The following is a 26,303-nucleotide window of genomic DNA, read 5'->3' as shown; positions in this document are numbered from 1 at the left end:
TTAAATATAGATAGGTTGGTGCATTTTAATGAAAAAAGATCGTTGGGACATATTTATAATAATAATAGCTGTCTTTGAATTTATTAATATAATGTACAGTTTAATATTCGAACAATCCATAGAGTGGTTTTCTTTGATTATATTAATTCTCTTTGTTTCTTTAATTGTTAATTCTAATATAAGTAAAAACAAAAAAAATGATTAAATACAACTGCCAAATGGCACTCGTATCCTAAGTGTCTTTTCCTATCTTATCTTATCGAATTCCTTTAGGATCTCAGCCACCTGGGCAGCATATTTTTTACTCAGACGCGATTTGCCAAGATTACTCTTCACAATCTTAAGGATTCGGGCATCTCGGCTCTTTGCAAATCTCTCCAGCATAACAAAGCCTTCTTCAGGCTCATTCGCCACAAATACACTCAAGCTGTATTCAAGTCCCTTAGATAATACGCGAAAATGCTCAGCGTCCTCATGTTGCGCTCCCCCACCATCTATACTCTCCATGATTCGGGCAGCCAACTGAAGACAATATAGCGTATTTTCTTTCTTTTTTAAAAGAGGAGGATGCGCTAATGCTGCTACAAAAGCCCGCTGTTCAAGCCTGTTCGCACCTTTCTCCCACATGTCAATTAGCTGCCTGAGCAGGGTGAAATCATCCTCCCCTATAATTTGCAGCGCCATAGCAGACGCTTCACGCACCCTCCATCGCGAATCATTCATAGCTGTCTTAAAGCTGTTTTGAATCACTACTTGCTGTTCTTCTCCAGCGTAACTGTAATAAGCACCCAACGCCCTAACTGCACAAAACGGCAGAAACTCACGGGGATCATTCACCCCAGCTTCAGCTTCAGTAATGTCAGTCCAAGAGACGAGCAGCTTCCAGCCTGTATCTGTTAGATTAGGATGAGCGAATTGTTTGGCAAAATGGTCTGAGAGCTCCAAATTCACTCGTGGTCCTGGGAGTTTACTCTCCTGCATCATCAAATCACTAAGCTGTACCCACAGCTCCTTATCGTTTATCCATTGCTGAAACGGCACTTCAATCATCTTTTGCTCAGCCATCTCTGGTCCCTCCGATAGTTATCTTCAGATTCGAACGATTCCTTGCATCGCGTATGCGGGGCACAACCTATAAATAATAAGGTCTGTTCGCACACTACTCTTTATGCCTTAGTCAGAATAATAGGCTCACCTTTAGTCACGATAATCGTATGTTCAAACTGCGCTACCCGACCGTTATCTACAACACTTAGCGTCCAGCCATCCGATTGCTGCTCCACATAGTCCGCTCCAGTCGAGAGGAAGGGCTCTATTGTAATTACTTGTCCTTCCTTTAGCACCGTGGTCACTCTTGGATTATAGAAGGGTAGAATTTCAAAAGGCTTCTCATGCAGTGATTTGCCAATTCCATGGCTGCACAGATTACGCACCACTCTATAACCGCGTTTGCGAGCTTCAAGTTCCATCATTCTGCCGATCTCGTTAACCTTCATTCCTGCCCGCAGATGATTGATCACACTCATCATGGTTTCCTCTGTACTCCGGCATAAACGCAGAATATCATCGTTATAGGGCGGCAATTGAAAAGAAACGCCAGCATCCCCATAATACCCATTCAGCTCAGCAGAGACATCAATGTTGATCAAATCGCCAGCATTAATCACTCTCGGACCCGGAATACCATGAGCAACCTCTTCGTTCACACTGATGCAGGTGCTGCCCGGGAAATTATAAGTTATCTTCGGGGCTGAGGATGCTCCGAAGCTTTCCAGAATCTCAGCTCCAATAAGATCTAACTCCGCAGTCGTCATCCCAGGGGTTACTTTCTTTTTCATCTCGGCGATGGTGTGGCCCACCACTTTTCCAATAGCTTTTAACCCTTCTAAATCTTGTACCGTATCACTTGTCATCCAACACACATTCCTCTCACTTCATGAATTAATCATTTGTCGAGCCTCTGAAATGCACTCCCTACCCACTGAAAAGTATCTTCCACTTGTTTGCCTGCTGCGTTATCGTAGTAACTTCTCTTGAAGCTATGCTCATCAACTTTATCCAGCTTTATGGAATACCGCTCAGGACTGCTGATAAACAGCTGATTTTCAGGTTTAATAGGCAGTTCTTCTATCACGTTATTTCTTCTGAGTGTAAAAAGCTTGTAGAAATAACCGTTACTCGTTCCATATTGTCCGATCGTAAAATCGGGATCACCATCTCCATTATAATCCTCAAACTGAAGCTGGAAAAAATCATTAAAGGTCTGGGCAAATTGATCATTTAACGGATAGCTACTCAGTGTTTTTCCATGCTCGTCAGTCACTACTAGCCTAAATCGGCCACTCCAGTTTCTTCCAGCTAACGGACTCGGTGTAGTCCAATCTTCGCTATATGTCCCCTCTAGCAGTTGCAGATTTAAAAATCCCGCTCTCCCTGTGACCGGAGACAGTTCATTATGTGATAGGGTTACTGGACCTGTTACCTCGACAGAAGTCTCCACAGGGTCTGCCTGTTCAATGTTCTCCGTATCGATTGTTCCATAAATGAGCTTTCTTAACTGGTCAGAGTTTTTTACAGGAATTGTGTAGCCCTGACTGCTGTTCTCTGCTGTAGTAAACATCCCTTCATGTCCAAGTTGATCTCCAAGCGCTATGTAATAATCTTCCGAATAGCCGTCCCCATAAACAAGCTTCATTTCAAATTCCGGACCCCAATCCAGATCATCAGAAAATTTCTTACTCTTGTTCATAGCCTCCGCAAGTGTCTTGATCAAAACAGAATCCTTTAGCGTTAAGCTCTCTGAGTGCAAAGGACGATCCGCTTGTTTCTGATCACTCGTTGCCACGGGTGTCAACGACACGCCTTCGATCCATCTGGCATTGATGAAGCCCAAATCACTTTTACATCCGCTTAACACTACGACCAATAACAAAGGTGCTATCCATATTAACCGCCTAATGCGAATCGCCTCCAATACATAAGCATATTCCAATTATAACAGTGTCTATAAATATATAAAAACGACTTTATGAACACGCGATTAAAAAAAGACTACAACCTGCTTATTAAAGCGTGGTTCTAGTCTTAAAATGGCAATTGATTAGATTGCTCCCATCGTTTTGAGCCAAGCATCCGCAATAAGTGCATGACCTGCAGGAGTAGGATGTACTCCATCATATGCCCAGTAAGCCGGTTCTGCTTTTACGGAAGCCGCTGCAAAAAGTCCATCTAGCGGAACCAGCGGCGCCCCATATTCACGTGCCAGCTCGCGGACAATATGAATCTTAGGATCAAGATCCTGACGCCAAGTTCTACGATCTTCCGGTACAGGCAAAACAAAAGGCTCTATAAGCACTAATTTAGCATCCAAAGATTTCCGAGTGCGTTCGATCAGGTCCCGATATGAAGCTTCAAACTGCTCGGGAGTGGTTTCTTCACCAGAATCAAAACGCCGCCAAGTGTCGTTAATTCCAATATAAATGGACACCCACGTCGGCTTCAAATCCAGGCAATCCTTATCCCACCGTCCCTGTAAATCAACAATACGGTTGCCACCAATACCACGGTTAAAAAAAGTAAGATTCTTCTCTGGATATAAATGCCCCAGTCGAGCGGCGACCATCATTGCATAACCTACTCCAAGTGATGAAGCGTCTTCATGATTACGCCCCCAGTCTGTTATGCTGTCCCCTTGAAACAGAATGACATCGTTTTGTTGGAATATCATAAATGAAATCCTCCTCTAACTACCTCTGTTAATATAACCCAATCTATTATATCAAATACAATGAATACAGCCTACTGTGAAACATCAATAATGCAAACATTTCACTAAAAAAACAATAACAAAAACCCCGCTCAGATTTGAGCAGGGTTTAGGGTTAAACTATATTAGTAAGCTAGGCTGAACAATCCTTTAATGTGGGACAAGTAACGGATATTACTTGCTTCCTTCATTAGAGTTGCAGGCAAGCCTTTTAACGGAGTAGAACTTGCACCAACGATGGCAACACCGTCTTTACGGCCTAAGCTAGCAAGTGTACCAGAGTTGATTGGGCTAAAGCTTTCAAACGATTTATTTTTCAAGAAGGCATACAGATTGTATCCGATCAATTCACCCATTTGCCAAGCAATTTGCGCAGTTGGAGGGTAAGGACGTCCATCTTCTGCAAAGACCACCGCGCTGTCACCAGCAACGAATACATCTTTGTGGGAAGTGGATTGCAAGAATTCATTCACCGTTGCACGACCTCGGTTAACTTCAAGACCCGATTCGCCGATGAGTGGATTTCCTTGTACGCCACCAGTCCATACAAATGTGTTAGCAATAATTTTTTGACCGTCTTTCAAGTCAATCGCATTGCCTTCTACATTCGTAACAGGAAGACCTGTCAGGAATTGAACACCACGTTTTTCCAAGCTTGCTACAGCACGTTCGATTAATGCATCTGGCAATACTGGAAGGATTTTAGGACCTGCTTCAACGAGCATAAGCTTAATTTCTTTAGGATCAACGCCATATTTTTTAGTAAGTGTAGGCAATACATCCGCGATTTCACCAACAAGCTCAACACCTGTTAAGCCGCCGCCACCGATCAGGATGTTTGCATCTGCTTCATTTTTCGATTTCGCATATTCACGAATACGATCTTCAATATGTTGATGAATTTTGTTAGCATCTGCAGCTGATTTCAATACCATACTGTATTGTTCAAGCCCTGGAATGCCAAAATAAGCTGTAGTGCTGCCAAGACCTACAACAAGCGCATCATAAGTAAGTGTCACACCATCAGAAAGAACAATTTGTTTGTTCTCCACAGAAAATGAATTAACCTTCGCGATTTTCAGGTCAATATCTTTCCCTGCGAAAAGCTTAGTTAGAGGCATAGCTACAGCACCCTCTGCAACACTACCTGCTGCAAGACGATGCAATTCTGTAATGATTTGGTGGGTAGGATACTGATTAACTACAGTAATTTTAGCTTCATCTTTTTTGAGATATTTGCGTACGGTTAAGGCGCTTAGTAGACCACCATAACCTGCTCCTAGAATGACAATATGTTTAGACATGATGTTTCCTCCGTCCCTTACGTATAAGATATGAAAATGATTATTTCTGCTTACTGCGTTCTCCAGCAACTTGAAGGTATGCATTTACGAAACGGAAAAGCTTTTGCGCTTGCGGATCTTTCAACAACTTCATAAGACCAAAAAGACCAATAACTTCGTTACTTTCATTCGCACGATCTTTTGCTTCGATCACTGTAGCTGCCATATTCTTCGCGGAATGCACTACAGGTTCAGCAAGTTCTTTAATTGCACTTACCGTATCACTTTTCAAGACATCATCCGCTGCGACAGTTTGCACAAAGTCATAGGACTTTGTAAGCACGCCAACAAGCTCAGTTAATTTTGGCAGCTGTTCCACCAAGACTGTTAATGATTCCTGAACTTCTGGTTTCAAGAGCTGTTCTAGAACATCCATTTGTTCCTTGCTAACAGCTACTTTTGGTGATTCTTGTTCAGGTTGTGTTTGAGTGATTGATTCTGACATATCCAAATCTCCTCTGCAATAAGCTTTGCTGCTTAATAGTAATGAAAAACATAAGAACTTTTAACGCCATATTTCTATTATAGCACTTATCAAGTTATAAATGTCACAAAGTTTTTGAATTTCCATAAAAATTTGTGATTTTTATTACATTATAATAAATTATTTAAATTACTAGTGTTAATTAAAACCGTTTGAGTGAATTAATGTACAAATTCATTCAAATTCTTCTCAGTTTTCAATAAAACCTCCACAATGTCCATATTCTTCTCTGTTAGAAGTAACCTGAAATAAAGAGAACGCAGGAAGTTCTTTGTATTTATTCGATTAACGTACTGGCTGTGGCTTCTAGGCCAACTGCCACATTGCGCCAAGTTGAGAATCCAATCGGTTATAGACTGCTGTGGAAGTAAATGATGATCGATGATTGTAACTATAATAGTAGCAATCCGTTCATCTTCTTCCTCCCTGAATATGTATTGATCGTTATAAAGCATCTTTTGAATAACTGTCAGAACCTCTTCCCGCACCTCGGCATCACTCTCCGAGCATAAAACCAGCTCATCCAAGGCGTCTGCGCCATGGGCTGCTGCGTGTGCCCAGCCTTCTTTTTCCATATAACCTTTTAAGTCCCGTTCTTCCTCATAATAACGAATCAAACCCTGCTTCACCTTTATAAATTCAGAGCTATCCAATATAGCCATTTCCCTATGCCGCTGGAGAATAAGAGCAACAACCAATACAGAAAATGTTCTTGTATACACCGTCAGATCTTCTTTATTCCCAATGTGATAAAAAAGATGCTGCTCGTCAAGAAGTATCCACAGCAGTTCACGAAGCTCCGCATCATTAAACCAATGTTTCTCATTAATCCATTTGTAGAATGTGGAATAAATCAATTCATCACGCAGTACAGGCTCGGGATCTCCTATATGCTCAAGCATCAACTTCACATAATCCTTTATGTCCTCTCCACTTCTAAGCTCGTAGTCATTCTCTTCGATTCTTTGCAAATCTATCATCAATTGTTCTCTACTATTAATCAATTTATCCACCCTTTCATCCACTGTGTTTCTACATATCCTAATATCCTAATTTATGTCCTATTTTTTGACAACAGGGTATTCAAGATTAACTTCAATAAATTTTATCATTGACGAATTTTTTAGGCTGTGTTATTTTGAGTTAGTAACATTTAGTTAGTTCATTTACAAATATCAGGTATTGATATTTTACAACCGAATACATACACAACGGAGGAATACTTATGAGCGCTTTTACAGACTTGATTCAGTCACGCAGATCCGCTATGAATTTTGTGGAAGGGGTTATCATCCCTCAGAATGAATTAGAGGAAATGTTCTCTTATGCCAGATTGGCACCATCGGCCTATAATCTACAGCATACAAATTACAAAGTGATATCTAACGAGAGCTTAAAAGAAGAAATTCGCGAAGCAGCTTACGGCCAATATAAAATCCATACTGCTTCAGCAGTTATTGTAGTGCTAGGAGATAAGCATGCTTATCAGCAGGCTCCAGAAATCTATGGCGGGCTTAAAGCTTTAGGAGCGATGTCACAAGAGGAATATGATGAGCAAATAGAGATGATTAACAATGCTTACATTGATAAGGATGCTTTTCAAAGAGATGAAGCAATACGTAATGCCTCTCTCTCTGCCATGCACTTTATGCTGATCGCCAAAGATAAAGGCTGGGATACCTGCCCGATGATCGGCTTCGATGCTGATGCTATCCAATCCACCTTAAATCTGCCGGATCATATGGTACCTGTTATGCTGATCACGATCGGCAAAGACAAAAAACATAAAATCAGACCCCGCGGCTACCGTAAGCCAGTCAACGAATTCGTTGAATTCATCTGATTATAGATACAGCAAAACGTTCCATCCGAGGCAAGTAGCGGGTGGAACGTTTTTTAATTGGAACTCATCATGAAGATAATGAACCGTACGCCCGATATACAAGAGGGGCTCTACTTCGCATATTGTAAAATGGCTATCGCTGCTCTTTCCCGTCGTTCGGAGTCATCACAAATCAAAGCATCTTTCAAAATATTAAGCGCCTTAGAGAGTGTCTCCTCATCCAATTCCAGCGGACTATTCATTTCTTGTTCATTAGCAGAAACACCTGTAATCCACAGATCCAAGCGAGCACTTGGTTTGGGACCCTTATATTGTACAACCGGTGCACTTTGGTTAAATAACTCCCGCACGCCTGTGTTTAGTTCAGAAATCGGCACACTTTTCAACCACGTCACACCACGCCGATGGCATGTACCCTCGTCAACATTATCAGTAAACTCGTTGTAAAAATAATCTCCGAGGTCCCCGAGATGTACCCAATCTCCATCGGCCACCAGCACATAATCTCCATCTTGCATCGTATGTACAAATAGCTGAAGGGCTTGCAGATGTTGCGTAAGCTCCAACTCACTATATTGGTATGTGCCAATCAATCGATCACGAAGTTCCTCTGTGCTTAGATTCTCCAGATCCCCTATTCCGGGGTAGCCGATACTCACATAATTATCCTCCAAAAATGTGGTGATCCGCTCAATCCCCAGTGGCTTCGATCCCATCCGAAACAGATTCATATGTCATTCCTCCAAATACTTAATAAAATGCTTGTAGTAGCCCTTGGATTTGGGAGTAACAAACCGTCCATCATTCGCAGAATCCTTCATTAGTTTATGAAGCTTCGGACCTCCAGTATAGGGATCTACTACGCTAGCCTTAAGTCGTGTCGCTTGGATTGCCTTCTGAGGACAAGAATAAACACAACGCATACATAATAAACAATTTTGATTGAAAACAATTCCTTCTACGCCGCTACTAATATTGGATGTTGGACAGTTTCTGACACATTTTAAGCATAGTGTGCAAGCGTCCGTTGTACGCAATCCTTTGGCGAAGTATTTTCCCCCTTGGTGTTCCTCACAATAATATACTGTTCTCAGAACCCGCTCCAACACAGGGTGAATCGGCAGATTTCGCGGTGTCCGCTTTACGATTTCCTCTGCAAACAATTCCACCTTACGCTGTGCAGCTTGATACAACTGCTTATTCAACCTGTCATCATATTTAATATAAAAATTACATGGCATCGCCAAAATCGAATTGTGAAAGGGATTATATCCCTTCCCACGCAAAGAACGAAGCACCGTATTCGAAGCACCGTTATTGATATAGTGTGGAGAGGATGCCGTTTTGAATACAAATGCCGGGGTTCCATTACAATCAGGCAGCTGTTCTGCAAAACGTTCAACAAAACCGGAGGCGCCAAAGCCTAGAACCGGATGACCAATACCTATAAGATCATAGGCTTCATATTCTACAGAACGAGTGCCTTTAAAAATATCTTCCACTCTAAACAAATCTACGTCTTGCCCTTTACTTCTCAGCCTTTCAGCAAATTGCTTAGCAATAATCTCCGTATTGCCCGTACCTGAGAAATAAAATATGGCCGTCTTTGCATTATGCATTCCATCCCCTCCCAGATCAAATATACCTCATTCCCGTCTGGGAAAGCTGTGAAGTTGAGATGGGTTTTGGCTAATTCGGACTCAGTTGCTCTTATTTCCATAATTCCGCTCATTTTGCCACACTATCGGACTCAGTTGCAGCTATTCGCTCAGATGCACTCCTTTTCTGCACAAATCATGGGCAATAAGAGCTATACAGTCCGAAACTTTCGCAAAATGAACCCATATGCTGAAATAGCTGCAATACGGTCCGCTACGATCTCAATCGAGCAAAAGGTAGTTGGTTTCGAGATGTAGGCGGCTAAGTTTGGGACGTAGACGGCTAGGTTGAGTAATAGGTAACTAATTTCGTGCACGGAGTAGATAGGTTGAGCCATAGGTAGCTAATTCCGCACGGTGTAGATAGGTTGAGCTATAGATAGCTAATACCGCAATGAGTAGATAGGTTGAGCACAAGACAGCTAGTTTAAGCAATGGGCAGCACGTCTAGGATCAAATTTGGCAGGTGGCGTTCTTTTCAGCAACTGTTCGGACTCAGGCAGCTATTCACCCATAACTACTCAAATACTGTACATTAACAAATCCTCAATCATGCGTCCTCACAGGAGTAATTAAAAAAAGTGTGGACGAAGATGCGTCCACAGGCAGGATCACCAGCGGCCTTTCTTTTCCCGCGAACCTGATTCTAAGCGTCTCACTATCGATCGCCCGAAGGATGTCCCTGAAATATTTTCCGTTAAAGGCTACTCGAAAATGATCACCTTCCAGATACTCTAAAGGAATCTCTTCTTTTACATCCCCAATTTCTGCAGTCTTGGACACTAAACTTAACGTGTTAGAAGGAAGTACGCTGAGCATAACACTCTCGCCAGCCAATATAGAAATACGTTCAACCACATGTAACAAACGGTCTTTCTTAACAATCACTTCGGAGAGGTACGCTTTTGGGATTAAATTATTGACAGAGGGATAAGTTCCTTCTAAAAGAGCAGACTGAACCCTCAATCCATTAGAAATAAATCTGATTTGCTTGGGGCCTATTTCTAAATCGGTGCTGCTGTCTGCATCATCGTTTAATATTTTTAAAAGATCCTCCAGGGTGCTGCCCGGGATTACAACATCTAAAGGAATTGCTCCGTAATCTTCTACGCTTTCAACAACATGCTGGGCGAAGCGGATGCCATCAGTGGCGACTACACGAATATTTTGCTTATCTATTTGAAGCAAAACTCCTGTGAGCACAGGTCTGGTTTCCGATGAAGAGACCGCAAAAACCACTCTTTTAAATATTTGCTTCAGGAGAGTGTTCTTCATGCTTATCCTTTGAATGTATGGATGGTCTATGTATTGGATTCTTGGAAACTCTGCCACATCCGTTCCACATAAACGAAATTGAGTGCTCCCTGATTGAATATTTAAAATCAATGACTCTTCGATTTCCAGCCTAATTAGTCCAGGATCAAGCTTACGAATGATCTCATAAAAATAACGCGCCGGAACGACGATCTCACCTGTGTTGTGCACAACCACCGAATCCATTTTCACAGGGAGCTTATATTCAATGGTCATCCTTATATTGCTGGCTGTTAATATCAAACCCTGAGTTTGCGCTTGAATAAGTATTCCTGATAGAACACGTGAGGAACTATTCGCGGATATGGCTTTTAATGCTGCCTGTAATGCGGTAGTAAGTGAATCTTTTGATACATGGATTAGCAAAGACTTCACCTAACTCTCCTTAGATTCCTTTACAAAATGCGCCTCAATGATGTTCCGAAATACTTGGGAGCGAGATGTGTTCTGATCCGCGCAAGCCTGCTCTATCTCCTGCCAAATGTCCTCAGATAATGTCAAAGATACCTTTTTGGTTACACCAGTGCTTTTTCTACCTGCACCTTCCCGAAGACCTCCCCTTGTAAAAAGAAACCCCAACTGCCCGTCTTTAGTGGCTACACCTACTTTGACTTTATCCTCGTTGTTACTTGAGCTATCGCTAGTGACTTTATCTTTAACTCCGCTAATACTGCTCCCCTTTTGTTCGCCCTCGAATTTATGATCACCCAATCCCTCACACCTCCATATTTGAATTTAGTAACTTAAATCAATATATCTACTAATTTCATAATACCATAATCGCCATTAATCCACCACAATTCTAAACACAAAAAAACACCCCAAAGATCGGAGTGTGCGGTGCGGTGCGGTGCGGTGCGGTGCGGTGGGCATGAGTTGGGTATGAGTTGGGTATTGCAACGTTAACCCATGGATTTTTTATTTTGCTTAAAATCGTTTGGGAATGTATGAGTTAATTGCACTTTATACAACTATAAACAATACATTGTGCTGCCCGAGCGAAATAAGTGTATTCTCTGCAACTAAATTCAACGATATTAACAAATAAGTGTGAAAAGACTTCTTTTAACTGCACCAAATGCAACTAAAAGTGACTAAGCTTCTTATCTCCTGCAAATAAGTGTATAAACTGCAACTATCCCGTTTGCCCGCTCGCGGACACAAGCATAGACGCACACGCAAACACCCTCATCATGCCACTAACCCAATCTTCCTCCCCTCTCCCTCACCTCATCCCGCCACTAGCCAAATCTTCCTCCCCTCTCACTCTCCCTCATCATGCCACTAACCCAACCTTCCTCCCCTCTCACTCACCCTCATCATGCCACTAACCCAACCTTCATACCCTCTCACTCACCTCATCATGCCACTAGCCCAACCTTCCTCACCTCTCACTCACCCTCATCACGCCACTAACCCAACCTTCATCCCCTCTCATAAACCCTCTCCCAAAGACTCCTTTCCCTACAACTCCCATCACCATTACCTCAGAACTCCCTACTCATGTAAAAATAGCTCGCCTCATAACTCAACGTTCGGCACATATTAATATCTACTCTTCCACCCACGCGCCTTACTGAAACTACACTATCTCAGGATGTTCTGATAATTTGGTGGGAAGTCTGACTTTTTGGGGTCTTTTAGATGCTTGAACGATTCAAGCTTCACCTTAGGACCAGGAGAGATCCTAAAAGTCATGGTATCTTCTCCAACTGAAATATGTGGACCAACTGTAGGATATACGTTAAGTGTAATCAAGAAATCAAACCCACGGAAACCATTGGTCCGCTTCACCTCAGTCACATCCACAAAGTAAGGATAAACCATTGGCGATTCTCGCAAAAGCGGCGAATAAATATCTGCAATCTTTTTCTCAATATGGGGTAAAAGAAATAACATTAGCATGTCTTGAAACTTAAGTTCGAGAGAATCTTGATCTGGCAGTTGAAGTCCCGAATCAGACCTGGAAGGTGTTACAGACTGAGGTTGAATTAACCTATTTGCGGAGCAAGGTTGTGGCGTCAGAACGAGCATCACTGCGACAAGAAGGGGAGCAATCCAGCTTTTTTTCATCACAATAGCCTCCTTAGGGAACTTTATATAAATTCCCCAAAGAGACCCTGTTTCTATACGTTAAATCTCAACCCTGTTAAAAAGAAAGGGTTCTCCCTTAAGATAATTTCTCAAGATCGCTAACGCATACGGCTGTTCTGCTTTTAGACCCTCGGTTTCCCTCGGATCGGATGCGTGATGGCAATAATTTTCGATCATAACCATGACCGTAAAATTCTCTAAAGTCTGAACCCACTCCCCATCAAGCTTGGCGATACTTTCGTACCCCTTAATGACCCCTTCTCTTTGCAATGGATACAGTCCAAGAAGGGTATGTGCTACGTCATAAAGATAATACCCCCAACCACATCTCCCAAAATCAATCGGCCGAGGCTCACCCTCTTTAAATATGATGTTGCCTTGATGTAAATCTCCATGAATAACGCCATAAGACCTTCTGTTCTTATTTTTATGCTGCTTGCTTAACCAGTTGAATAATTTCTCAGCTGCCGACTGATACAGCACAAACTCATCATCCGTAAGAAAACAATGATAATGCAGCTTTAAACGAAGCATTGCTTTTCGAAAGCTATGTTCATCCCAAACAGGACGATTAAAGCCAGGGGGTAACTCCAGCTCCTGTGCCGCCTTATGTAGCTTGGCTAATAGAACGCCTTCTTTGTAAATTTGTTCTTCGGTAAGATTTTCATTCGCACGTTCCCCTTCAACCCAGCGCATTAAAGAGGCATAAACACCTTCTCCATTTCCCTGTTCCACTCTGAACGTTACAGCACCCGTGCGATCATGAACACCTTTTGGCAGGGGGACATCAATTTTGCTCTTCAAAAGCTCCAGCCACGCGATTTCGGAGTTAATTTCCTCTTTAGATCTCCCCGAATGAAGGCGCAGTAAAAAAGTTCCCTCTTTATTAGTTTCGATAACAAAGGTACAGGTATCCGATAGCTGGTTAAAACGAATCTGCGTCCAATCCAGGTCAAAGTTCTGAAGCGCTATTAAAGCTGCCTGCTTATAATTTTTTCTCATCGCAAAGGAAGGAACAATTCAGTCTCATCGGGCCAGAAAGGGTTCGCAAATTGATAGATTTCTATAACCAATCCACGATCATTACTCTGCAAACTGCTATTAAATTCTCGCTTCATTTCCGGCAATTCAAGCACTTGGACTTGGCCTTCATCATTCATAAATAACCATCCCTTCAATGATCTATAAAAATGAAAACTATCTGAAAAAATATTTATCTTGAAAATATTTTCAGAAAACTAAATAATAGAAAAGCAATACTTACATGTCGGATCTATCATCTTAACCAAGGTGGAGCTTCATTACAGGCAGAAGAAAGGTTGAACATCGGCATCATGAACGCAATTCCAAACCTCAACAAGGCACAATCACGCAAAGAACGAGCAGGGAAAGAGCCCTTTCCCATCTCTATACTCTCTCTTACGGTAGGCGCTTTTGCAATTGGTATGACTGAGTTTGTTATTATGGGTATTTTACCAAATGTGGCCAACGATTTACAGGTTAGTATTTCGACTGCTGGCCAACTCATTACAATGTACGCACTTGGAGTGGCCGTTGGCGCACCCATCCTGACCATTCTCACGCAGCGCATTCCGCAAAAGAAACTGTTATGTCTTCTCATGATTCTTTTTATACTGGGCAACGGAATCTCTGTGTTTGCACCAAACTATACCGTTCTCATGGTAGCTCGTATAATTACAGCTTTAACTCATGGTACTTTTTTTGGGGTTGGCGCAGTCATTGCATCCAATCTTGTACAACCCAATAAGCGGGCCGGAGCCGTATCTATTATGATGGCAGGTTTAACGATAGCCAATATTGTCGGAGTTCCTCTAGGAACATTTATTGGACAAAGTATGGGCTGGCGGGCCTCATTTGCAGCGATTGCTGTCATGGGAGTCGCCGCGCTGATCGGCATCCTCATTTTTATTCCAAAGCTTAAACAAGAGAAACCAGCGAGTGTTATCCAGCAGATTGCTGCGCTGGCTAATCCAAAGCTGCTGCTATTCTTATTGATCGGAGCATTAGGGAACGCCAGCTTGTTCACCGTGTTCACATATATTACTCCACTGCTTGAAGAAGTGACCGGTTTTGCTGAACATAGTGTGACTTGGATTCTAGTCTTATTCGGCTGTGGGGTGACCATCGGGAACATCGTTGGCGGAAAGCTTGCGGATTGGAAGCTGATGCCTTCTATCGTGGGACTTTATTTTGCAGTCAGTATGATTCTAACGATCTTTTCCTTCACGATGCATAGCCCAATAGCTGCGGTAATCACAATATTTTTCTGGGGTATGGTGTCCTTTGCGGTCATGCCAGGTCTGCAAATACGGATTATGAGTCTGGCTCAGGCAGCCCCTGCACTTGCTTCAACGACCAGCCACTCCGCCGGGAATCTCGGTAACGCAGCGGGTGCCTTTATTGGCGGTTGGGTTATTTCTCATCTAGCGATCACTTCGCTTCCTTGGGTCGGTGCGGTTCTAGTGGGCCTTGGTCTGGTATTAGGCATAGCTTGTTTTGTAGCAGAACGGAAAGAAACTGTAGCGTAAGCTTTATAGATATTTATACAAAAAACGAGGGTGCTCCCAAAGTCATCATGGCTTGAGGCACCCTCGTTTTTTTATATTTCAGAGGAACAATTCTGCTCTTCTAATCTTCAACATCTGCTTTGCACCTTTTTGAAATTCATAAGGAACCTCTAGTTCCTCTGCAGTAAATCCTTGCCTCACCAAATCATCAATAAGGCGGTCTAAATGCTTATACCTTTTACAAGAGAGGTCGACTAGTGGAAAGATTCGAAGCTCGCCTCTCGTTACCCGCATGAGTTCCTTAACAGTCTCCAGATGAAATTCATAGTCCAGCCGATCGCTGTAAATAAATAGAAAGTGAGCAGATAATGTCAGATCAAATGCTTCATCCGCAAATGGCAGATCCGGAAGTATCACAGGAACATATCGCTGCGGGGTTTGTCTTCGATCCTTAGTGCTGGCGGTTAACGCTGCGTTCCTCGCTTCGGTCAGTCCCTCGATTGATTTAAAGTAGTTCCAAACGAAATTATCCTGTACTTTTTCCATTCCGGACATCGCATGCGCAATATCTTGAGCCCCTTTGTCTGCCAGCTCAACTTCAGAGTAATAGTAAGCAATATCAGCATCCGTTACTTCACCACCCAACTGATTCGCTATTGCTGTAAAAGAGCAAGCACCCGCAGGACAATCCAGAATGCTCTGGCCGATAAGATCTGATTCCAGCAAATCAAACATACGTATATATTCCTCATAGGTTCTGCCAATAAAAACAATTCTCTCCAAATCTAGTTTTCCCTTTGCTCCGCTCATCTCAGCTCACCTTTCCTCTTCTAGGCTCATCTACACTTCTACTTCTGTTTTAATATACGAATAAGGTAATCCATTAGAATACCCAAAATCAAAAACGTTCCAAAATGAATAATATAAGTTGGGAATCTGACGCTGATTAACGCACTATTGGTTCCCCATCTCGGATTATTTACATCAACCATGAAGCTTTCAAAAGGTTCTGTAAAGATCAGTGTATCTATAATAGGGTTCAAACGTACAAGAATAATATTCGCGATCCCCACCCCCAGATAGTCACTCAGACAGATGATGATACTTATAATCGAAAGCCAGAAACTGAATTTCCTCCTAAAAAACATCAAACACCGCCCTTTCTATTTTTTCTATTTCTTAACAATTCGTTTAAAATTCAAAATATCCTTGTCACGGTTAGTTCCTGTTTTAAAAAATGATTCAATCTGGAGCTCGCTTGCTTAAGCGGATAATCTGAAAGTTTACATAGGATCCCACAGGTCATATCAATAACCTTCCCCTCCAGCTTCCGTACTATAGTTCCTGCTGGGGCTGGATTCAGCACAATCTCAGGAACAAGTGCCACGCCTAAACCACTTCCCACAAAATATTTCAGCGCTGTCATGCTCCCAATCTCCATTGTATCTAGTGGCGGCCCGCCTGATTCCTGCAGCACACTTTCTAATTTTTTACGATAAGGACAATTCGCTGCCGTAATCAGTAAGCGATGACTCTGTAGATCCTCTGGGGTGATACGTTCCTTGGATGCTAGCGGATGCTCTTCTGGCAAAAGTAACAAGAATTCCTCCGCAAATAAGGGTTCAAAATACAGCTCCTTACCGAGCTCTGGTGCCGAACACACTGCCAAATCAATTTCACCACGCAGGAGTAGTTCACTAAGTGCGGCGGTTCCCGCAATATCCACGGAGACTTTCACTTTAGGAAATTGCACCATAAACCTACTTAAAAGCTGCGGCAAACGATAGCTCGCCGTCGGGTCCGTTACCCCTAATCGCACGTTGCCAGCTTCCCCTATTTTTAAATCAGCCAAACGGCTCTCTAGTCGTTCCATATCTTTAACGATATGTAAGCTCTCATCATAAAACAATCTGCCTGCTTCTGTTAAGCTGATTTGCTTCCCCCGCTCAAGCAATTGACATCCCAGATCAGTTTCAAGCCTTTGCATCTGCATCGTAACTGTAGATTGGGCATAGTTCAATTCTTCTGCTGCGCGATTAAAGCTTCCGGAAGTTACGATCGTTTGAAAGGTTTTTATTGTTTTCAGATCCATCCTAGTGCCCTCCCCTATTCAATTCAAATTAATTGAACCAAACCTTCATTATATTCAATTATACGAAATCCACTTTTCTCTATAGAATACTTTATAACAACAACATACGCCAACATAAGGAGTGATTGAGGGTGGATCTCAACAATAAAGTCGCATTAGTAACCGGTGGAGGGACTGGAATTGGCAAAGCTGTAAGCTTGGAGTTATCCAAACGCGGAGCCCACGTCGTAGTGAACTATTCTAGATCTGAGGATGAAGCCAATGAAACCGTAAAGACGATTCTGAATCAAGGAGGGCAGGCTATAGCAATACAAGCGAATGTGTCTAAAGATCAGGAAGTGCGAAGTATGGCCGATTCGATTATTCAGCATTTCGGGACAATAGATCTGCTAGTGAATAACGCCAGTATAACTAAACATATTGCTCTCGGAGATCTGGAAAAGGCAACAGAGGAAGTATGGGATGAGTTATATGATGTAAATGTGAAAGGAATGTTTTTCTGCGCCAGAGCGGTCGCACCGTATATGAACCAAAAAAATTCAGGAGCCATCCTCAATCTCGGCAGCATCGCTGGACAGACAGGCTTAGGCTCATCCCTTCCTTATGCCGTCTCCAAAGCGGCTGTCCACGGTCTTACCAAATCGCTGGCACACGCGCTGGCTCCCCATATTAGAGTTAACTGTGTAGCACCGGGAGCCGTTGCTACTAGATGGTGGTCTGGACGAGAAGAACAAATGCATAAACTAGCCCCTAATCTGCTGCTTCAGCATATTTCAACCGCCGAGAATATCGCCCAGTTCGTCTGCGCTGCGCTAGAACAGGAAGCAATGACTGGACAGATCATTACCATAGATAGCGGACAAACATTGTAACAGCCAAAACAGCAAATGGTATGTCAGAACTACTTTTAAATATCATTAGCTGGTTTTTGCGTACCGTACAGGAGGAAGTGAAGCGTTGATAGCATAATTGGGGAATTTCTCCCTAATTATTGGCTAATTTGCTGGAAACTAACGACTTCGCCTGATTTTCAGGGAATAATTCCCTGATTTCGTTGATTTAAAGCAAATATCGGCTATTTTCAGGGAGGTTTTCCCTAATTACTATATAGCCAACACTATAGGAACCATAAATGCATCCGACATATCACATATCACATGACTTATAGAACGTAGCACATAGCGTACATGCCACCTATAGCCGAAGGGTTAAAGTAAGAAGCTGCCTCAAAAGTAGAATTCTCTACTTTTAGGACAGCCTCTTCAGCATAACTATTGGTGAAGATTCTTAGTTAGGTTCACTACCCCAGATCAGATTACCTGAGATGTAGGCGGGCGCTTTTGTCCAGTCTACAAAATTGGTATCAACCGCATTAAAGGAGTAATCTCCGGTTTGAGTGTAATTTGACCAATCCTCTTTAGCTACTCGCACTTGGATATCGATGCTTGCACCCGCAGCAAGTGAACCTGCTGCACTCGAGAATCCAAGCTCCAGATAATAATCCGCATCCGCTTTAGCCGTTGGCAGCTTCACAAACGTGCCCGTTACATTCGCGCTTCCAGCCTGTGACCAATCGCAGAAGAAGCTTTGTGCCTTCTCACCGTCAATTGTGTAATAATATCTTAATTTCACATCAGAAAGTGCAACGGCACTTGTACTTGTGTTCACCAGCTTAAACTTTGGATTTAGCGTATTTCCGGAAGCAGTCACTGTACCGTTATACATCTGCACTTTCAGTGCTGCTGTAGGAGCTACTGACGTATCTGAGATGGTGACAACCAAGGATTGTGCCGCTCCGGCACTAAACTCAAAGGTCAGCGTTGTCGTTCCTACCGCTTGCGTCGCTAAATACGCTTTTTTAATCGTCACTGTTGATCCACTTACCGTATAATCCGTTCCTGCTACGAGGGTTGCCGTTCCGTTCTTGATCGCACTCAGCGTATTTCCGTTCAACGTCATAGTTACTGCGACGTCCGCCTGATTCGCTGTTTTCTTATCAAATCCCGCGCTTGTTGGCGTTATCGTGGAGTTGGATACTGGTGTTGTAGTATCCGTTACCGCTACCGCCAAGGATTGTGTAGCTCCAGCGCTAAAGCTGAACGTCAGCGTTGTCGTTCCTACCGCTTGCGTCGCTAAATACGCTTTTTTAATCGTCACTGTTGATCCACTTACCGTATAATCCGTTCCTGCTACGAGGGTTGCCGTTCCGTTCTTGATCGCACTCAGCGTATTTCCGTTCAACGTCATAGTTACTGCAACGTCCGCCTGATTCGCTGTTTTCTTATCAAATCCCGCGCTTGTTGGCGTTATCGTGGAGTTGGATACTGGTGTTGTAGTATCCGTTACCGCTACCGCCAAGGATTGTGTAGCTCCAGCGCTAAAGCTGAACGTCAGCGTTGTCGTTCCTACCGCTTGCGTCGCTAAATACGCTTTTTTAATCGTCACTGTTGATCCACTTACCGTATAATCCGTTCCTGCTACGAGGGTTGCCGTTCCGTTCTTGATCGCACTCAGCGTATTTCCGTTCAACGTCATAGTTACTGCAACGTCTGCCTGATTCGCTGTCTTCTTATCAAAGCTTGCAGTTATTGGCGTAATGGTCGAGCCTGTAGCTGGTGGAGTTACAGGATCAGCATACAAGGTGCCTCGGCCATTCGTACCGAGATATACACGTCCATAGATTCTTGGATCCCCAGTAATCGCCATATTGATCTTAGCGTATTGGTGAGCATCGTCATTAATACGAACCCAGGTTGCGCCAACATCATCGGAACGGAATACGCCCCGTACACCATCAATCTTAGCTACGGTGTACAATGCCATATAAGTTTGGCCCGGAGCAGCCTTCCCATATCCAATAAGATCAGCTTCTTCTACATTCGTTAACTTCGTGAAGCTCGCACCTGAATTAGTGGAGTGCCATAGACCATATTTATTCTCAACCGTATTCCCTCCGGCGAACCAGATGTCACCTTCAATACCTGGAACTGCCTTCATACTGATTTGGGCTTCATTCGGCTGTAATCCAGCCACATTATTGGTCGGGAAGCCCGAAGCTGCGGTGGCAGTAAATGTAGCTCCACCATCCACACTTACATAGAAGGTTCCTGCATAAAATCCATAGTATTTGTTAGGATTCACGCGATCAGACGCTATCTTCGCGCCTGCCGGTAATCCTGCACTTGCTGTCCAAGAATTGCCTGAGGTTTTGGAATAATACACCCCGATATCTGAGGTGCTCCACAGAATGGAATTACCACTTGCAGAGACAGCTACTTGTCCATGGCCCACCGTTGTTTTGGTTCCATTGGAAGGCTCGGAGTTTGGCATGTACCAATTCACTCCACCATCGTTAGAGATACCAATGGACTTCATACTTGGCGTTTTTTCTTTATCTGCACTGCCTACCCGCACCATATAGGACGGACTCAGTTCAGCATAGTCAATACTCATCGTCGTTGCCCATGAAGGACTGGTCTGGAATTTAGTCGGCGCTACCGACAAATCCTCATGACGGAAACCGGAAACGTCACCAAGTGCAGTGATCAAATGGGAGGTTCCCGTTGGCGGGCTAATTAGCCCCAGCACTGCAGTTTCCTCCACACCTTTTGCCATGACAGAGATATTTACCTTGCCTCCGGTATCCCATGAGGTCAAATTGTTCGAGCCATAAATTGTTGCTCCAGTGCCGTACATCATTCGATTCGAGTTAAATGGATCAATTTCCAAATCACCCATCATCCAGCCTAGCTTCGGTGAAGGATCCAGGGATGTTGAAGTAGTTCCATGATCGAGCCATGGAGCAGCGGTGATGTCCATGCTGAACTTATAAGTCCGTTCTGGATAATTGCCCCAATCCCAAATGCGACTCCAAGTAGCCCCACCATTGGTACTGCGGAAAATAACTTCATCAGGCCACCAAGCGTTTAAGCTGGATACCATCAATGTGTTAGGGTGCTGAGCATCCAGCGCCAATCCACCAAAGCCATACCAGTTATCTTCACCGGTCGTAGGACTGATATTGGTCCAAGCCCCACTAGTTTTGTTGTATTTCCAAACTTCACCCTTACTGCCATCATAGGGACCTACACCATTACTATAAGTAATATAGAGATCACCTGTGGATGACAGCTCGCCGTGATGTGGCAAGAACCCCGTAGGTTGTCCAGCCAGAGCTGTCCAGGTTACTCCACCATCTGTACTCCGATATACGCTGCTAGCCATATCGGCCACACCGACATATATCGTTTGAGTAGCGTTGCCAAGTGTACCTGTGCTCTTATCGAAAGTGATCCAAGACAATCCGACAAGATCATTCCCATAATCAAGTGTCGGATTCTGAATATACGTTCCTACGTTTGGAAAAGAGGTTACCTTTGACCAAGTTACACCCGAATCAATACTCTTCCAGAGACCATTACCACTTCTAGCTCCAAAATAGAGAATGTTGTTCTTATTGGGGTCGATGACTAGACGTTCACCAGCGGAACGGCCAGGCATATTGCCACCTACTTTAAAAGGCAGTGGAGTAGTTTGCCAGGTGTTCCCCCGGTCATTAGAGCGCATAATCTGGCCATTATTATCCCAATGATTAGTATACGTACCCGTTGCCATGTAGACTTTATTAGGATCAATTGGGTCTGTAGCCAGAGCATCAACACCATTCTTGTTCCAATCCACCCAGCCTACCGAGTCACTAATTGATGTCCAGCTAGATGTAGCTTGATTCCAGCGATAGGCCCCGCCAATATCTGTTCTGGCATAAATCAGATTCGGTTCAGTTTGATTAAAAATAATTCCGGGTACAAAGCCCCCGCCAGCTCCGGTTACAACGCTTTTCCAGGTGTAAGGTTCACTTGAGGCAGCATGGGTAGTAGCTGGGAATGCAGAGAATAAAGAGCCTACCATCGCGCCAAGCAGGACCAAAAGTCCTGTTTTCCGGATACGGTTACGAATCACGTTTTACGCCTCCTACGATATAATTGGTTTGTTTATGCCTTCTTCTTACTCTATATCCCTGCTCCTCCCTCCCCCTTAATCCATACCTTCAGAACTTAGACTCCATTTTCTGATAACGCTTTCATTATAATGGTAAGGTTTTTCATTATCGAGAGAAAATGGTTATATTTTGCAGAAGATTGTCTCTAAAAATCGTACCATTTTCACACTTCAGGATACAATTTCACTAAATTTTGATTAAAAATAATTCTGCTGATAAAGAAAACCTCCGGAATAAATCCCAGAGGCTTCTGATATAACTATTCTTCACTAGTATCTACAGGCATAACAATCTCTTTTATACCATTAAAATTGCTGATAGTTGTTTGCAACGTGAGCACTGATTCTGAATTTAAGTTTTCTGATTTCAATGAAGTGAATATTTCTGCCTCCACTTTATGCGGCAAAAGTGTAGTTTTATCCAGCGTATATCTTAGTTTAATCTTGTCTGTCAAATTCTGCTTCATCAATTTCATCGTTTCCTTACTCGCATCATGAGACGATATCTCTATCGAAAGTATGTATTCTTGTTCCTCCTCAGAAACAACGATCCCCTGAGAATCTATCCGGTACATGTCTATATAATCATACGGGTCAATAAATCTTTGTGCGATTTGTTTTTCTTTCGCTGGAATATAATCGTCCTGCTTAATAAATAAATCATCCATTACCTTTGTATGATATTCAGTATCCGATATGTATTCTTCTCGTTCCTTTCCTTCCGCAGTCTCCGATTTTAGATATACGGTATAAGGATTTCTAACATAGTCGACATGAAATGAAACAGCGCTCGACCAATGTTTATCTTCACTTTTTTCCGATTTGCTGGATGTTTCTTCTTGTTTCTCCATTTCTATAGTATAGCTCTCCTGCTTAGCCAGTTCACTCCGAGACATGCTGAGCAGCTCCTCTGCACGCTTATCTCCCTCTCCTTCAGCACCTGATTTAGTGTTCGTTGCACAACCTGTCAAACCTAACATACAAATGATACCGATAAAAACCATTTTTCTGATAAACATATTACTTCCCCTTCACTTCAAATGAAATCCAAATATAACTAAATCTATTTTATCATTATAAAGTTAACAGCTTATATGACGGAAAAGGTAGACATGTGAAAAAACGGCTTAAAATGCACAGTTGTTGCGCTGAATTTAGTGTTTTAATACAAATCAAAAAAACACCTCCCCCGCCTTTACAGCAGAGAAGGTATTTAAATAATATTATCCAATTCCCTTAGCTCAATGTGTCAACACAAACTCATCCAGCAGCTTTCCATCCACATCATAGGCCTGATAGGTTAATGTATCCCCGGTAACGTTAATGCCCGCAAACATTTGCTTATTGTTCTGAAAATGCACCGCATGATAGAACTGATCTTCTTTTTTCTCGTTAAATTTCCCTCCAGAAGCGTTGGTCACCACATAGACTGTCCCTCGTTTAGCACCTTTGGAAATCTCACCTTCTGAAACTATTTTCCCGCCACGTAACGGGTAGGATCTGGAGTATTCATGATTATGACCCTGCAGCACTAAATCAACCTCATACGTATCAAAAATATCCGTCCAATCTTCAACTTTCTTATAGGAGTTCCCCCCGTAAGCCGGACGGTGCATCGCAACGATTTTCCACTTCTTGTCTGTGTTCTTCAGATCTTCCTTTAGCCACTCCGTTTGCTTTTTTAGATTGCTCTCTGTATTCAGTACCGTTACATGCACAGGTCCATAATCGAAGGAATACGAGGTGCCTGCAATTGAACCCTTTGCCCCATTATCCGGCAGGTTGAAGTGTGAAGTATAATATGTTGCATCCTCATCCACCTCATCATGATTGCCTGTTACCGGCATTAACGGAATCCCCGAAATCCAGCCCTGCACATTGCCAAAAAAATCATCCCAGCCTGCCGAATCCTCTGGATTCTCCGTCAAATCGCCGTTATGCACAATAAATTCAGCTTCAGGAAATGTCTGAAAAGCCTTGTTCAGCGTATTTCCCCACAGCTTAAAATCCTCTGCCGTTTCCCCTTGAGAATCCGTTACGTTGATAAAAGACACACTGTCCAGTCCATCTTCTTCCGTTGTAAATTCCGCTGCCGGACTCCATTCTCCTTCAACGCCACTACCCACTCTATAAGTATATAACGTCCCGGGTTCAAGACCCGTAGCTTCCACTTTATGAACACCTTTGGTGCCATTGTCTGTTTTGATGGAACTACTTTTCGCATTTACCCTTTGTACATCCGTATTTGCAAAAGAGGACACTTGTCCCTTTACAATCTCCAGAATGCCTGCTGCACTCGAATCACTTGTATACCAAGTAAACGCGCGGCTTGTGCTCGCATCTCCCTTAAAGGTAGTCACGAGATCATACGGTGCTGGTGAATTTGCATTACTTCCGCTTTTCGATCGTTCCAACCCATAAGCCACTAAAATAACCACAATCACAAGCACTCCTAGGATTATGGCAAATTTATAGTCTCTCATCACGGTACCTCCTTATGAAAATTTCTCTCTAGCCTTCTAAATAAGATAGCCCCCTGCAAAGTCAGAAGTCAAATTTGCACACGAATCTTTATACAGACTTTTGTTAACGCAGTGTAAAACATTCAGCAAACATTCAGTCTATTTTAAGTTAAGCATAAGGTCTGTCTCCTAGAATTAGTCAAGCAGGAAGGTTAGCCAGAGATAGAGAGAGAAACGAGGTGTGAAAATGAATAAGAAGCTTCAATTCCGGCATGAACTTAAATTTTTCATTAACTATCATCAATACCTTATATTGCGCCAGCGATTGCAAAGCTTGATTGATAAAGATCAACACGCTAATGAGAGTGGAGAATACCACATTCGGAGTTTGTATTTTGACGATATCAACAACACGGCACTTGCAGACAAGCTCGGCGGTCTCCGAGAGCGGGCCAAATACCGGATTCGCATTTACAACATTCAAGACAACATCATTCACTTTGAGAAAAAAATTAAAATGGACGATTATATCGCCAAAATCAAAGAACCACTAACCCGGCAAATGTACGACGAGATTATGGCGGGCAACTACGAAGTGCTGAACGTCCCGGACAGTCCGCTGTTCATGGAGTTATACGATCAGATGCGCCATAACCTGCTGCGACCCAAGGTCATCGTGGATTATGTTCGCGAGCCTTATGTTTGCCACAACGGAAATGTGCGAATAACGTTCGATAAAGAACTACGTACGGGCCTGCACTCTACGGATATTTTCGATAAGGATTTGCATCCGATTCGGGCGATTGATGAGAACTTCATAATTTTCGAAGTGAAATTCGATGAGTATATTCCGGAGTACATTAAAATCGCGTTGCAGCTGGAGGGACTGAATAGGCAGTCCGCTTCGAAATACGTGATCTGCCGCAAATTCTTAAAAACTAACACTTGGGAGGATTATTGATTATGAATGCATCACTAGCACCGCTAGCAGCTACAACAACGACTACAGATACTACAAATAATTTTTCAGACATTATTAAAAACTCGGTGATCGACAATTTTGTATCTGATATTAGTATCTCCAAGATGCTGATTACCTTGGGCGTAGCTTTTCTGATCGGATACTTCATTTACCTGCTCTACAAACGTGTCTTTAGCGGCGTTTTATATTCCAAAAGCTTTAACGTCTCACTCATGGGCATGACCATGATTACAGCTACTGTCATTATCGCGATTAACTCTAACCTTGTGCTGTCCCTCGGTATGGTCGGCGCATTGTCCATCGTACGTTTCAGAACACCAATCAAAGATCCAACTGATCTGATCTTCTTGTTCTGGGCAGCTGTAGCAGGGATTGTAACTGGAGCAGGATTTTTCACCTTGGCTATTATCGGTTCGATCATTATCGGCCTCATTTTGTTCCTGTTCATCAAACACTCTTCTATCGAAACGCCATACTTACTGGTCATTAACTGCGACAGTGATGAAAGTGAACGTGAAGTACACAGCCATATCACCAAATCCGTAAAACGCTACAATGTGAAGCAAAAAACAGTCTCCGCAAACAATATTGAATTGACGCTGGAGCTTCGTCTGGATGATAAAGTAGGCGGCTTTGTCAACACAGTCTCAGACCTAAAAGGGGTCAAAAATGCACTCTTGATCAGCTATAGCGGTGACTATGTATCTTAATTACAACGAGATGAAAGGCGGTGCCCCAG

25 protein-coding genes are annotated in these 26,303 nt (G+C 43.0%); 5 read left to right on the top strand and 20 right to left on the bottom strand.

From position 1 onward, the window contains the following. Positions 1–246 precede the first annotated feature (246 nt). From NST40_RS11710 to NST40_RS11680, 7 genes are all read right to left on the bottom strand, one after another. Positions 247–1,065 (bottom strand): hypothetical protein, encoded by an 819-nt coding sequence (locus NST40_RS11710; protein WP_076278063.1) that lies wholly within the window; start codon positions 1,063–1,065, stop codon positions 247–249. Between the two features lie 101 nt (positions 1,066–1,166). After that, the gene (gene map, locus NST40_RS11705; RefSeq protein WP_076278064.1) at positions 1,167–1,913 is read right to left on the bottom strand and encodes a type I methionyl aminopeptidase; all 747 of its coding nucleotides are present in this window, start codon (positions 1,911–1,913) and stop codon (positions 1,167–1,169) included. Between the two features lie 32 nt (positions 1,914–1,945). Continuing rightward, positions 1,946–2,932, bottom strand: a complete 987-nt coding sequence (locus tag NST40_RS11700) for a hypothetical protein (RefSeq protein ID WP_143761996.1) — start codon at positions 2,930–2,932, stop codon at positions 1,946–1,948. A gap of 168 nt (positions 2,933–3,100) precedes the next feature. Beyond that, complete coding sequence (locus NST40_RS11695) at positions 3,101–3,727, bottom strand: SGNH/GDSL hydrolase family protein (RefSeq protein ID WP_076278065.1); 627 nt, start codon at positions 3,725–3,727, stop codon at positions 3,101–3,103. 164 nt (positions 3,728–3,891) lie between these two features. Further along, the gene (locus tag NST40_RS11690; RefSeq protein WP_036685891.1) at positions 3,892–5,070 is read right to left on the bottom strand and encodes an NAD(P)/FAD-dependent oxidoreductase; all 1,179 of its coding nucleotides are present in this window, start codon (positions 5,068–5,070) and stop codon (positions 3,892–3,894) included. Positions 5,071–5,110: 40 nt separating this feature from the next. Further along, the gene (locus NST40_RS11685) at positions 5,111–5,554 is read right to left on the bottom strand and encodes a DUF1641 domain-containing protein (RefSeq protein ID WP_036685888.1); all 444 of its coding nucleotides are present in this window, start codon (positions 5,552–5,554) and stop codon (positions 5,111–5,113) included. Positions 5,555–5,754: 200 nt separating this feature from the next. Then, positions 5,755–6,597 carry a DUF2785 domain-containing protein gene (locus NST40_RS11680; RefSeq protein WP_076309950.1) on the bottom strand — a complete coding sequence of 281 codons (843 nt, stop codon included), beginning with the start codon at positions 6,595–6,597 and terminating at the stop codon, positions 5,755–5,757. Positions 6,598–6,818: 221 nt separating this feature from the next. Here NST40_RS11680 and NST40_RS11675 point away from each other — a divergent pair, with 221 nt between their 5' ends. Next, entirely contained in the window at positions 6,819–7,436 is a 618-nt protein-coding gene (locus tag NST40_RS11675; protein WP_076129923.1) for a nitroreductase family protein, read from the top strand. A gap of 110 nt (positions 7,437–7,546) precedes the next feature. Here NST40_RS11675 and NST40_RS11670 read toward each other — a convergent pair whose 3' ends face one another. The 7 genes from NST40_RS11670 to NST40_RS11640 all read right to left on the bottom strand — a co-directional run bounded on the left by NST40_RS11670 (position 7,547) and on the right by NST40_RS11640 (position 13,662). Further along, positions 7,547–8,167, bottom strand: coding sequence for a hypothetical protein (locus NST40_RS11670; protein ID WP_076309153.1), 621 nt, complete (start codon positions 8,165–8,167; stop codon positions 7,547–7,549). Positions 8,168–8,170: 3 nt separating this feature from the next. Then, a complete protein-coding gene (locus NST40_RS11665) occupies positions 8,171–9,055 on the bottom strand; it encodes an EFR1 family ferrodoxin (RefSeq protein ID WP_076278068.1) in 885 nt (294 codons plus the stop codon). Positions 9,056–9,640: 585 nt separating this feature from the next. Beyond that, a complete protein-coding gene (dnaN, locus tag NST40_RS11660) occupies positions 9,641–10,783 on the bottom strand; it encodes a DNA polymerase III subunit beta (RefSeq protein ID WP_076278070.1) in 1,143 nt (380 codons plus the stop codon). Next, entirely contained in the window at positions 10,784–11,119 is a 336-nt protein-coding gene (locus tag NST40_RS11655) for a hypothetical protein (protein WP_256719107.1), read from the bottom strand. It lies immediately after the preceding gene. Positions 11,120–11,995: 876 nt separating this feature from the next. Beyond that, entirely contained in the window at positions 11,996–12,481 is a 486-nt protein-coding gene (locus NST40_RS11650) for a DUF3888 domain-containing protein (protein ID WP_341002173.1), read from the bottom strand. 60 nt (positions 12,482–12,541) lie between these two features. Next, the gene (locus NST40_RS11645; protein WP_342410701.1) at positions 12,542–13,504 is read right to left on the bottom strand and encodes a phosphotransferase; all 963 of its coding nucleotides are present in this window, start codon (positions 13,502–13,504) and stop codon (positions 12,542–12,544) included. Then, complete coding sequence (locus NST40_RS11640; RefSeq protein WP_341002169.1) at positions 13,501–13,662, bottom strand: hypothetical protein; 162 nt, start codon at positions 13,660–13,662, stop codon at positions 13,501–13,503. The genes NST40_RS11645 and NST40_RS11640 overlap by 4 nt, the downstream gene beginning before the upstream one ends. Before the next feature lie 174 nt (positions 13,663–13,836). On the opposite strand from NST40_RS11640, the gene NST40_RS11635 reads away from it, so the two are divergent. After that, positions 13,837–15,051: an MFS transporter gene (locus NST40_RS11635; RefSeq protein WP_076129958.1), complete on the top strand. Its 1,215-nt coding sequence runs from the start codon at positions 13,837–13,839 to the stop codon at positions 15,049–15,051. A 78-nt stretch (positions 15,052–15,129) separates the two neighbouring features. Here NST40_RS11635 and NST40_RS11630 read toward each other — a convergent pair whose 3' ends face one another. From NST40_RS11630 to NST40_RS11620, 3 genes are read right to left on the bottom strand one after another with little or no spacing between them, the layout of a single operon-like run. After that, the gene (locus NST40_RS11630) at positions 15,130–15,840 is read right to left on the bottom strand and encodes an SAM-dependent methyltransferase (RefSeq protein ID WP_342410700.1); all 711 of its coding nucleotides are present in this window, start codon (positions 15,838–15,840) and stop codon (positions 15,130–15,132) included. Positions 15,841–15,878: 38 nt separating this feature from the next. Continuing rightward, positions 15,879–16,178 (bottom strand): hypothetical protein, encoded by a 300-nt coding sequence (locus NST40_RS11625; protein WP_076129917.1) that lies wholly within the window; start codon positions 16,176–16,178, stop codon positions 15,879–15,881. 50 nt (positions 16,179–16,228) lie between these two features. Beyond that, entirely contained in the window at positions 16,229–17,122 is an 894-nt protein-coding gene (locus NST40_RS11620) for a LysR family transcriptional regulator (RefSeq protein ID WP_342410699.1), read from the bottom strand. A gap of 131 nt (positions 17,123–17,253) precedes the next feature. On the opposite strand from NST40_RS11620, the gene NST40_RS11615 reads away from it, so the two are divergent. Beyond that, a complete protein-coding gene (locus NST40_RS11615) occupies positions 17,254–17,994 on the top strand; it encodes an SDR family NAD(P)-dependent oxidoreductase (RefSeq protein WP_342410698.1) in 741 nt (246 codons plus the stop codon). Between the two features lie 415 nt (positions 17,995–18,409). Here NST40_RS11615 and NST40_RS11610 read toward each other — a convergent pair whose 3' ends face one another. The 3 genes from NST40_RS11610 to NST40_RS11600 form a co-directional block, all read right to left on the bottom strand. Further along, on the bottom strand, positions 18,410–22,030 hold the full coding sequence (locus NST40_RS11610) for a X2-like carbohydrate binding domain-containing protein (protein ID WP_342410895.1): 3,621 nt from the start codon (positions 22,028–22,030) through the stop codon (positions 18,410–18,412). Between the two features lie 350 nt (positions 22,031–22,380). Next, positions 22,381–23,139: a DUF6612 family protein gene (locus tag NST40_RS11605; RefSeq protein ID WP_076278106.1), complete on the bottom strand. Its 759-nt coding sequence runs from the start codon at positions 23,137–23,139 to the stop codon at positions 22,381–22,383. 222 nt (positions 23,140–23,361) lie between these two features. Then, complete coding sequence (locus NST40_RS11600; RefSeq protein WP_342410697.1) at positions 23,362–24,603, bottom strand: metallophosphoesterase family protein; 1,242 nt, start codon at positions 24,601–24,603, stop codon at positions 23,362–23,364. Positions 24,604–24,829: 226 nt separating this feature from the next. Between NST40_RS11600 and NST40_RS11595 the strand changes: the two genes are divergently transcribed. Both NST40_RS11595 and NST40_RS11590 read left to right on the top strand, forming a co-directional pair. Continuing rightward, entirely contained in the window at positions 24,830–25,543 is a 714-nt protein-coding gene (locus tag NST40_RS11595) for a polyphosphate polymerase domain-containing protein (protein WP_036683495.1), read from the top strand. A gap of 2 nt (positions 25,544–25,545) precedes the next feature. Next, positions 25,546–26,274, top strand: coding sequence for a DUF4956 domain-containing protein (locus NST40_RS11590; protein WP_036683492.1), 729 nt, complete (start codon positions 25,546–25,548; stop codon positions 26,272–26,274). Positions 26,275–26,303: the final 29 nt, after the last annotated feature.

Source organism: Paenibacillus sp. FSL R10-2778 (assembly GCF_038593035.1).
Lineage (GTDB): Bacteria > Bacillota > Bacilli > Paenibacillales > Paenibacillaceae > Paenibacillus_AQ > Paenibacillus_AQ odorifer.
This window is presented reverse-complemented; position numbering and strand designations above follow the sequence as displayed.

What these genes read in the sequence shown, in the direction of transcription:
- NST40_RS11710 (WP_076278063.1), bottom strand. Translation starts at nt 1,065, where the DNA reads ATGGCTGAGCAAAAGATGATTGAAGTGCCGTTTCAGCAATGGATAAAC.
- map (WP_076278064.1), bottom strand. Translation starts at nt 1,913, where the DNA reads ATGACAAGTGATACGGTACAAGATTTAGAAGGGTTAAAAGCTATTGGA.
- NST40_RS11695 (WP_076278065.1), bottom strand. Translation starts at nt 3,727, where the DNA reads ATGATATTCCAACAAAACGATGTCATTCTGTTTCAAGGGGACAGCATA.
- NST40_RS11690 (WP_036685891.1), bottom strand. Translation starts at nt 5,070, where the DNA reads ATGTCTAAACATATTGTCATTCTAGGAGCAGGTTATGGTGGTCTACTA.
- NST40_RS11685 (WP_036685888.1), bottom strand. Translation starts at nt 5,554, where the DNA reads ATGTCAGAATCAATCACTCAAACACAACCTGAACAAGAATCACCAAAA.
- NST40_RS11675 (WP_076129923.1), top strand. Translation starts at nt 6,819, where the DNA reads ATGAGCGCTTTTACAGACTTGATTCAGTCACGCAGATCCGCTATGAAT.
- NST40_RS11670 (WP_076309153.1), bottom strand. Translation starts at nt 8,167, where the DNA reads ATGAATCTGTTTCGGATGGGATCGAAGCCACTGGGGATTGAGCGGATC.
- NST40_RS11665 (WP_076278068.1), bottom strand. Translation starts at nt 9,055, where the DNA reads ATGCATAATGCAAAGACGGCCATATTTTATTTCTCAGGTACGGGCAAT.
- NST40_RS11650 (WP_341002173.1), bottom strand. Translation starts at nt 12,481, where the DNA reads ATGAAAAAAAGCTGGATTGCTCCCCTTCTTGTCGCAGTGATGCTCGTT.
- NST40_RS11645 (WP_342410701.1), bottom strand. Translation starts at nt 13,504, where the DNA reads ATGAGAAAAAATTATAAGCAGGCAGCTTTAATAGCGCTTCAGAACTTT.
- NST40_RS11640 (WP_341002169.1), bottom strand. Translation starts at nt 13,662, where the DNA reads ATGAATGATGAAGGCCAAGTCCAAGTGCTTGAATTGCCGGAAATGAAG.
- NST40_RS11635 (WP_076129958.1), top strand. Translation starts at nt 13,837, where the DNA reads ATGAACGCAATTCCAAACCTCAACAAGGCACAATCACGCAAAGAACGA.
- NST40_RS11630 (WP_342410700.1), bottom strand. Translation starts at nt 15,840, where the DNA reads ATGAGCGGAGCAAAGGGAAAACTAGATTTGGAGAGAATTGTTTTTATT.
- NST40_RS11625 (WP_076129917.1), bottom strand. Translation starts at nt 16,178, where the DNA reads ATGTTTTTTAGGAGGAAATTCAGTTTCTGGCTTTCGATTATAAGTATC.
- NST40_RS11620 (WP_342410699.1), bottom strand. Translation starts at nt 17,122, where the DNA reads ATGGATCTGAAAACAATAAAAACCTTTCAAACGATCGTAACTTCCGGA.
- NST40_RS11610 (WP_342410895.1), bottom strand. Translation starts at nt 22,030, where the DNA reads ATGGTAGGCTCTTTATTCTCTGCATTCCCAGCTACTACCCATGCTGCC.
- NST40_RS11605 (WP_076278106.1), bottom strand. Translation starts at nt 23,139, where the DNA reads ATGTTTATCAGAAAAATGGTTTTTATCGGTATCATTTGTATGTTAGGT.
- NST40_RS11600 (WP_342410697.1), bottom strand. Translation starts at nt 24,603, where the DNA reads ATGAGAGACTATAAATTTGCCATAATCCTAGGAGTGCTTGTGATTGTG.
- NST40_RS11595 (WP_036683495.1), top strand. Translation starts at nt 24,830, where the DNA reads ATGAATAAGAAGCTTCAATTCCGGCATGAACTTAAATTTTTCATTAAC.
- NST40_RS11590 (WP_036683492.1), top strand. Translation starts at nt 25,546, where the DNA reads ATGAATGCATCACTAGCACCGCTAGCAGCTACAACAACGACTACAGAT.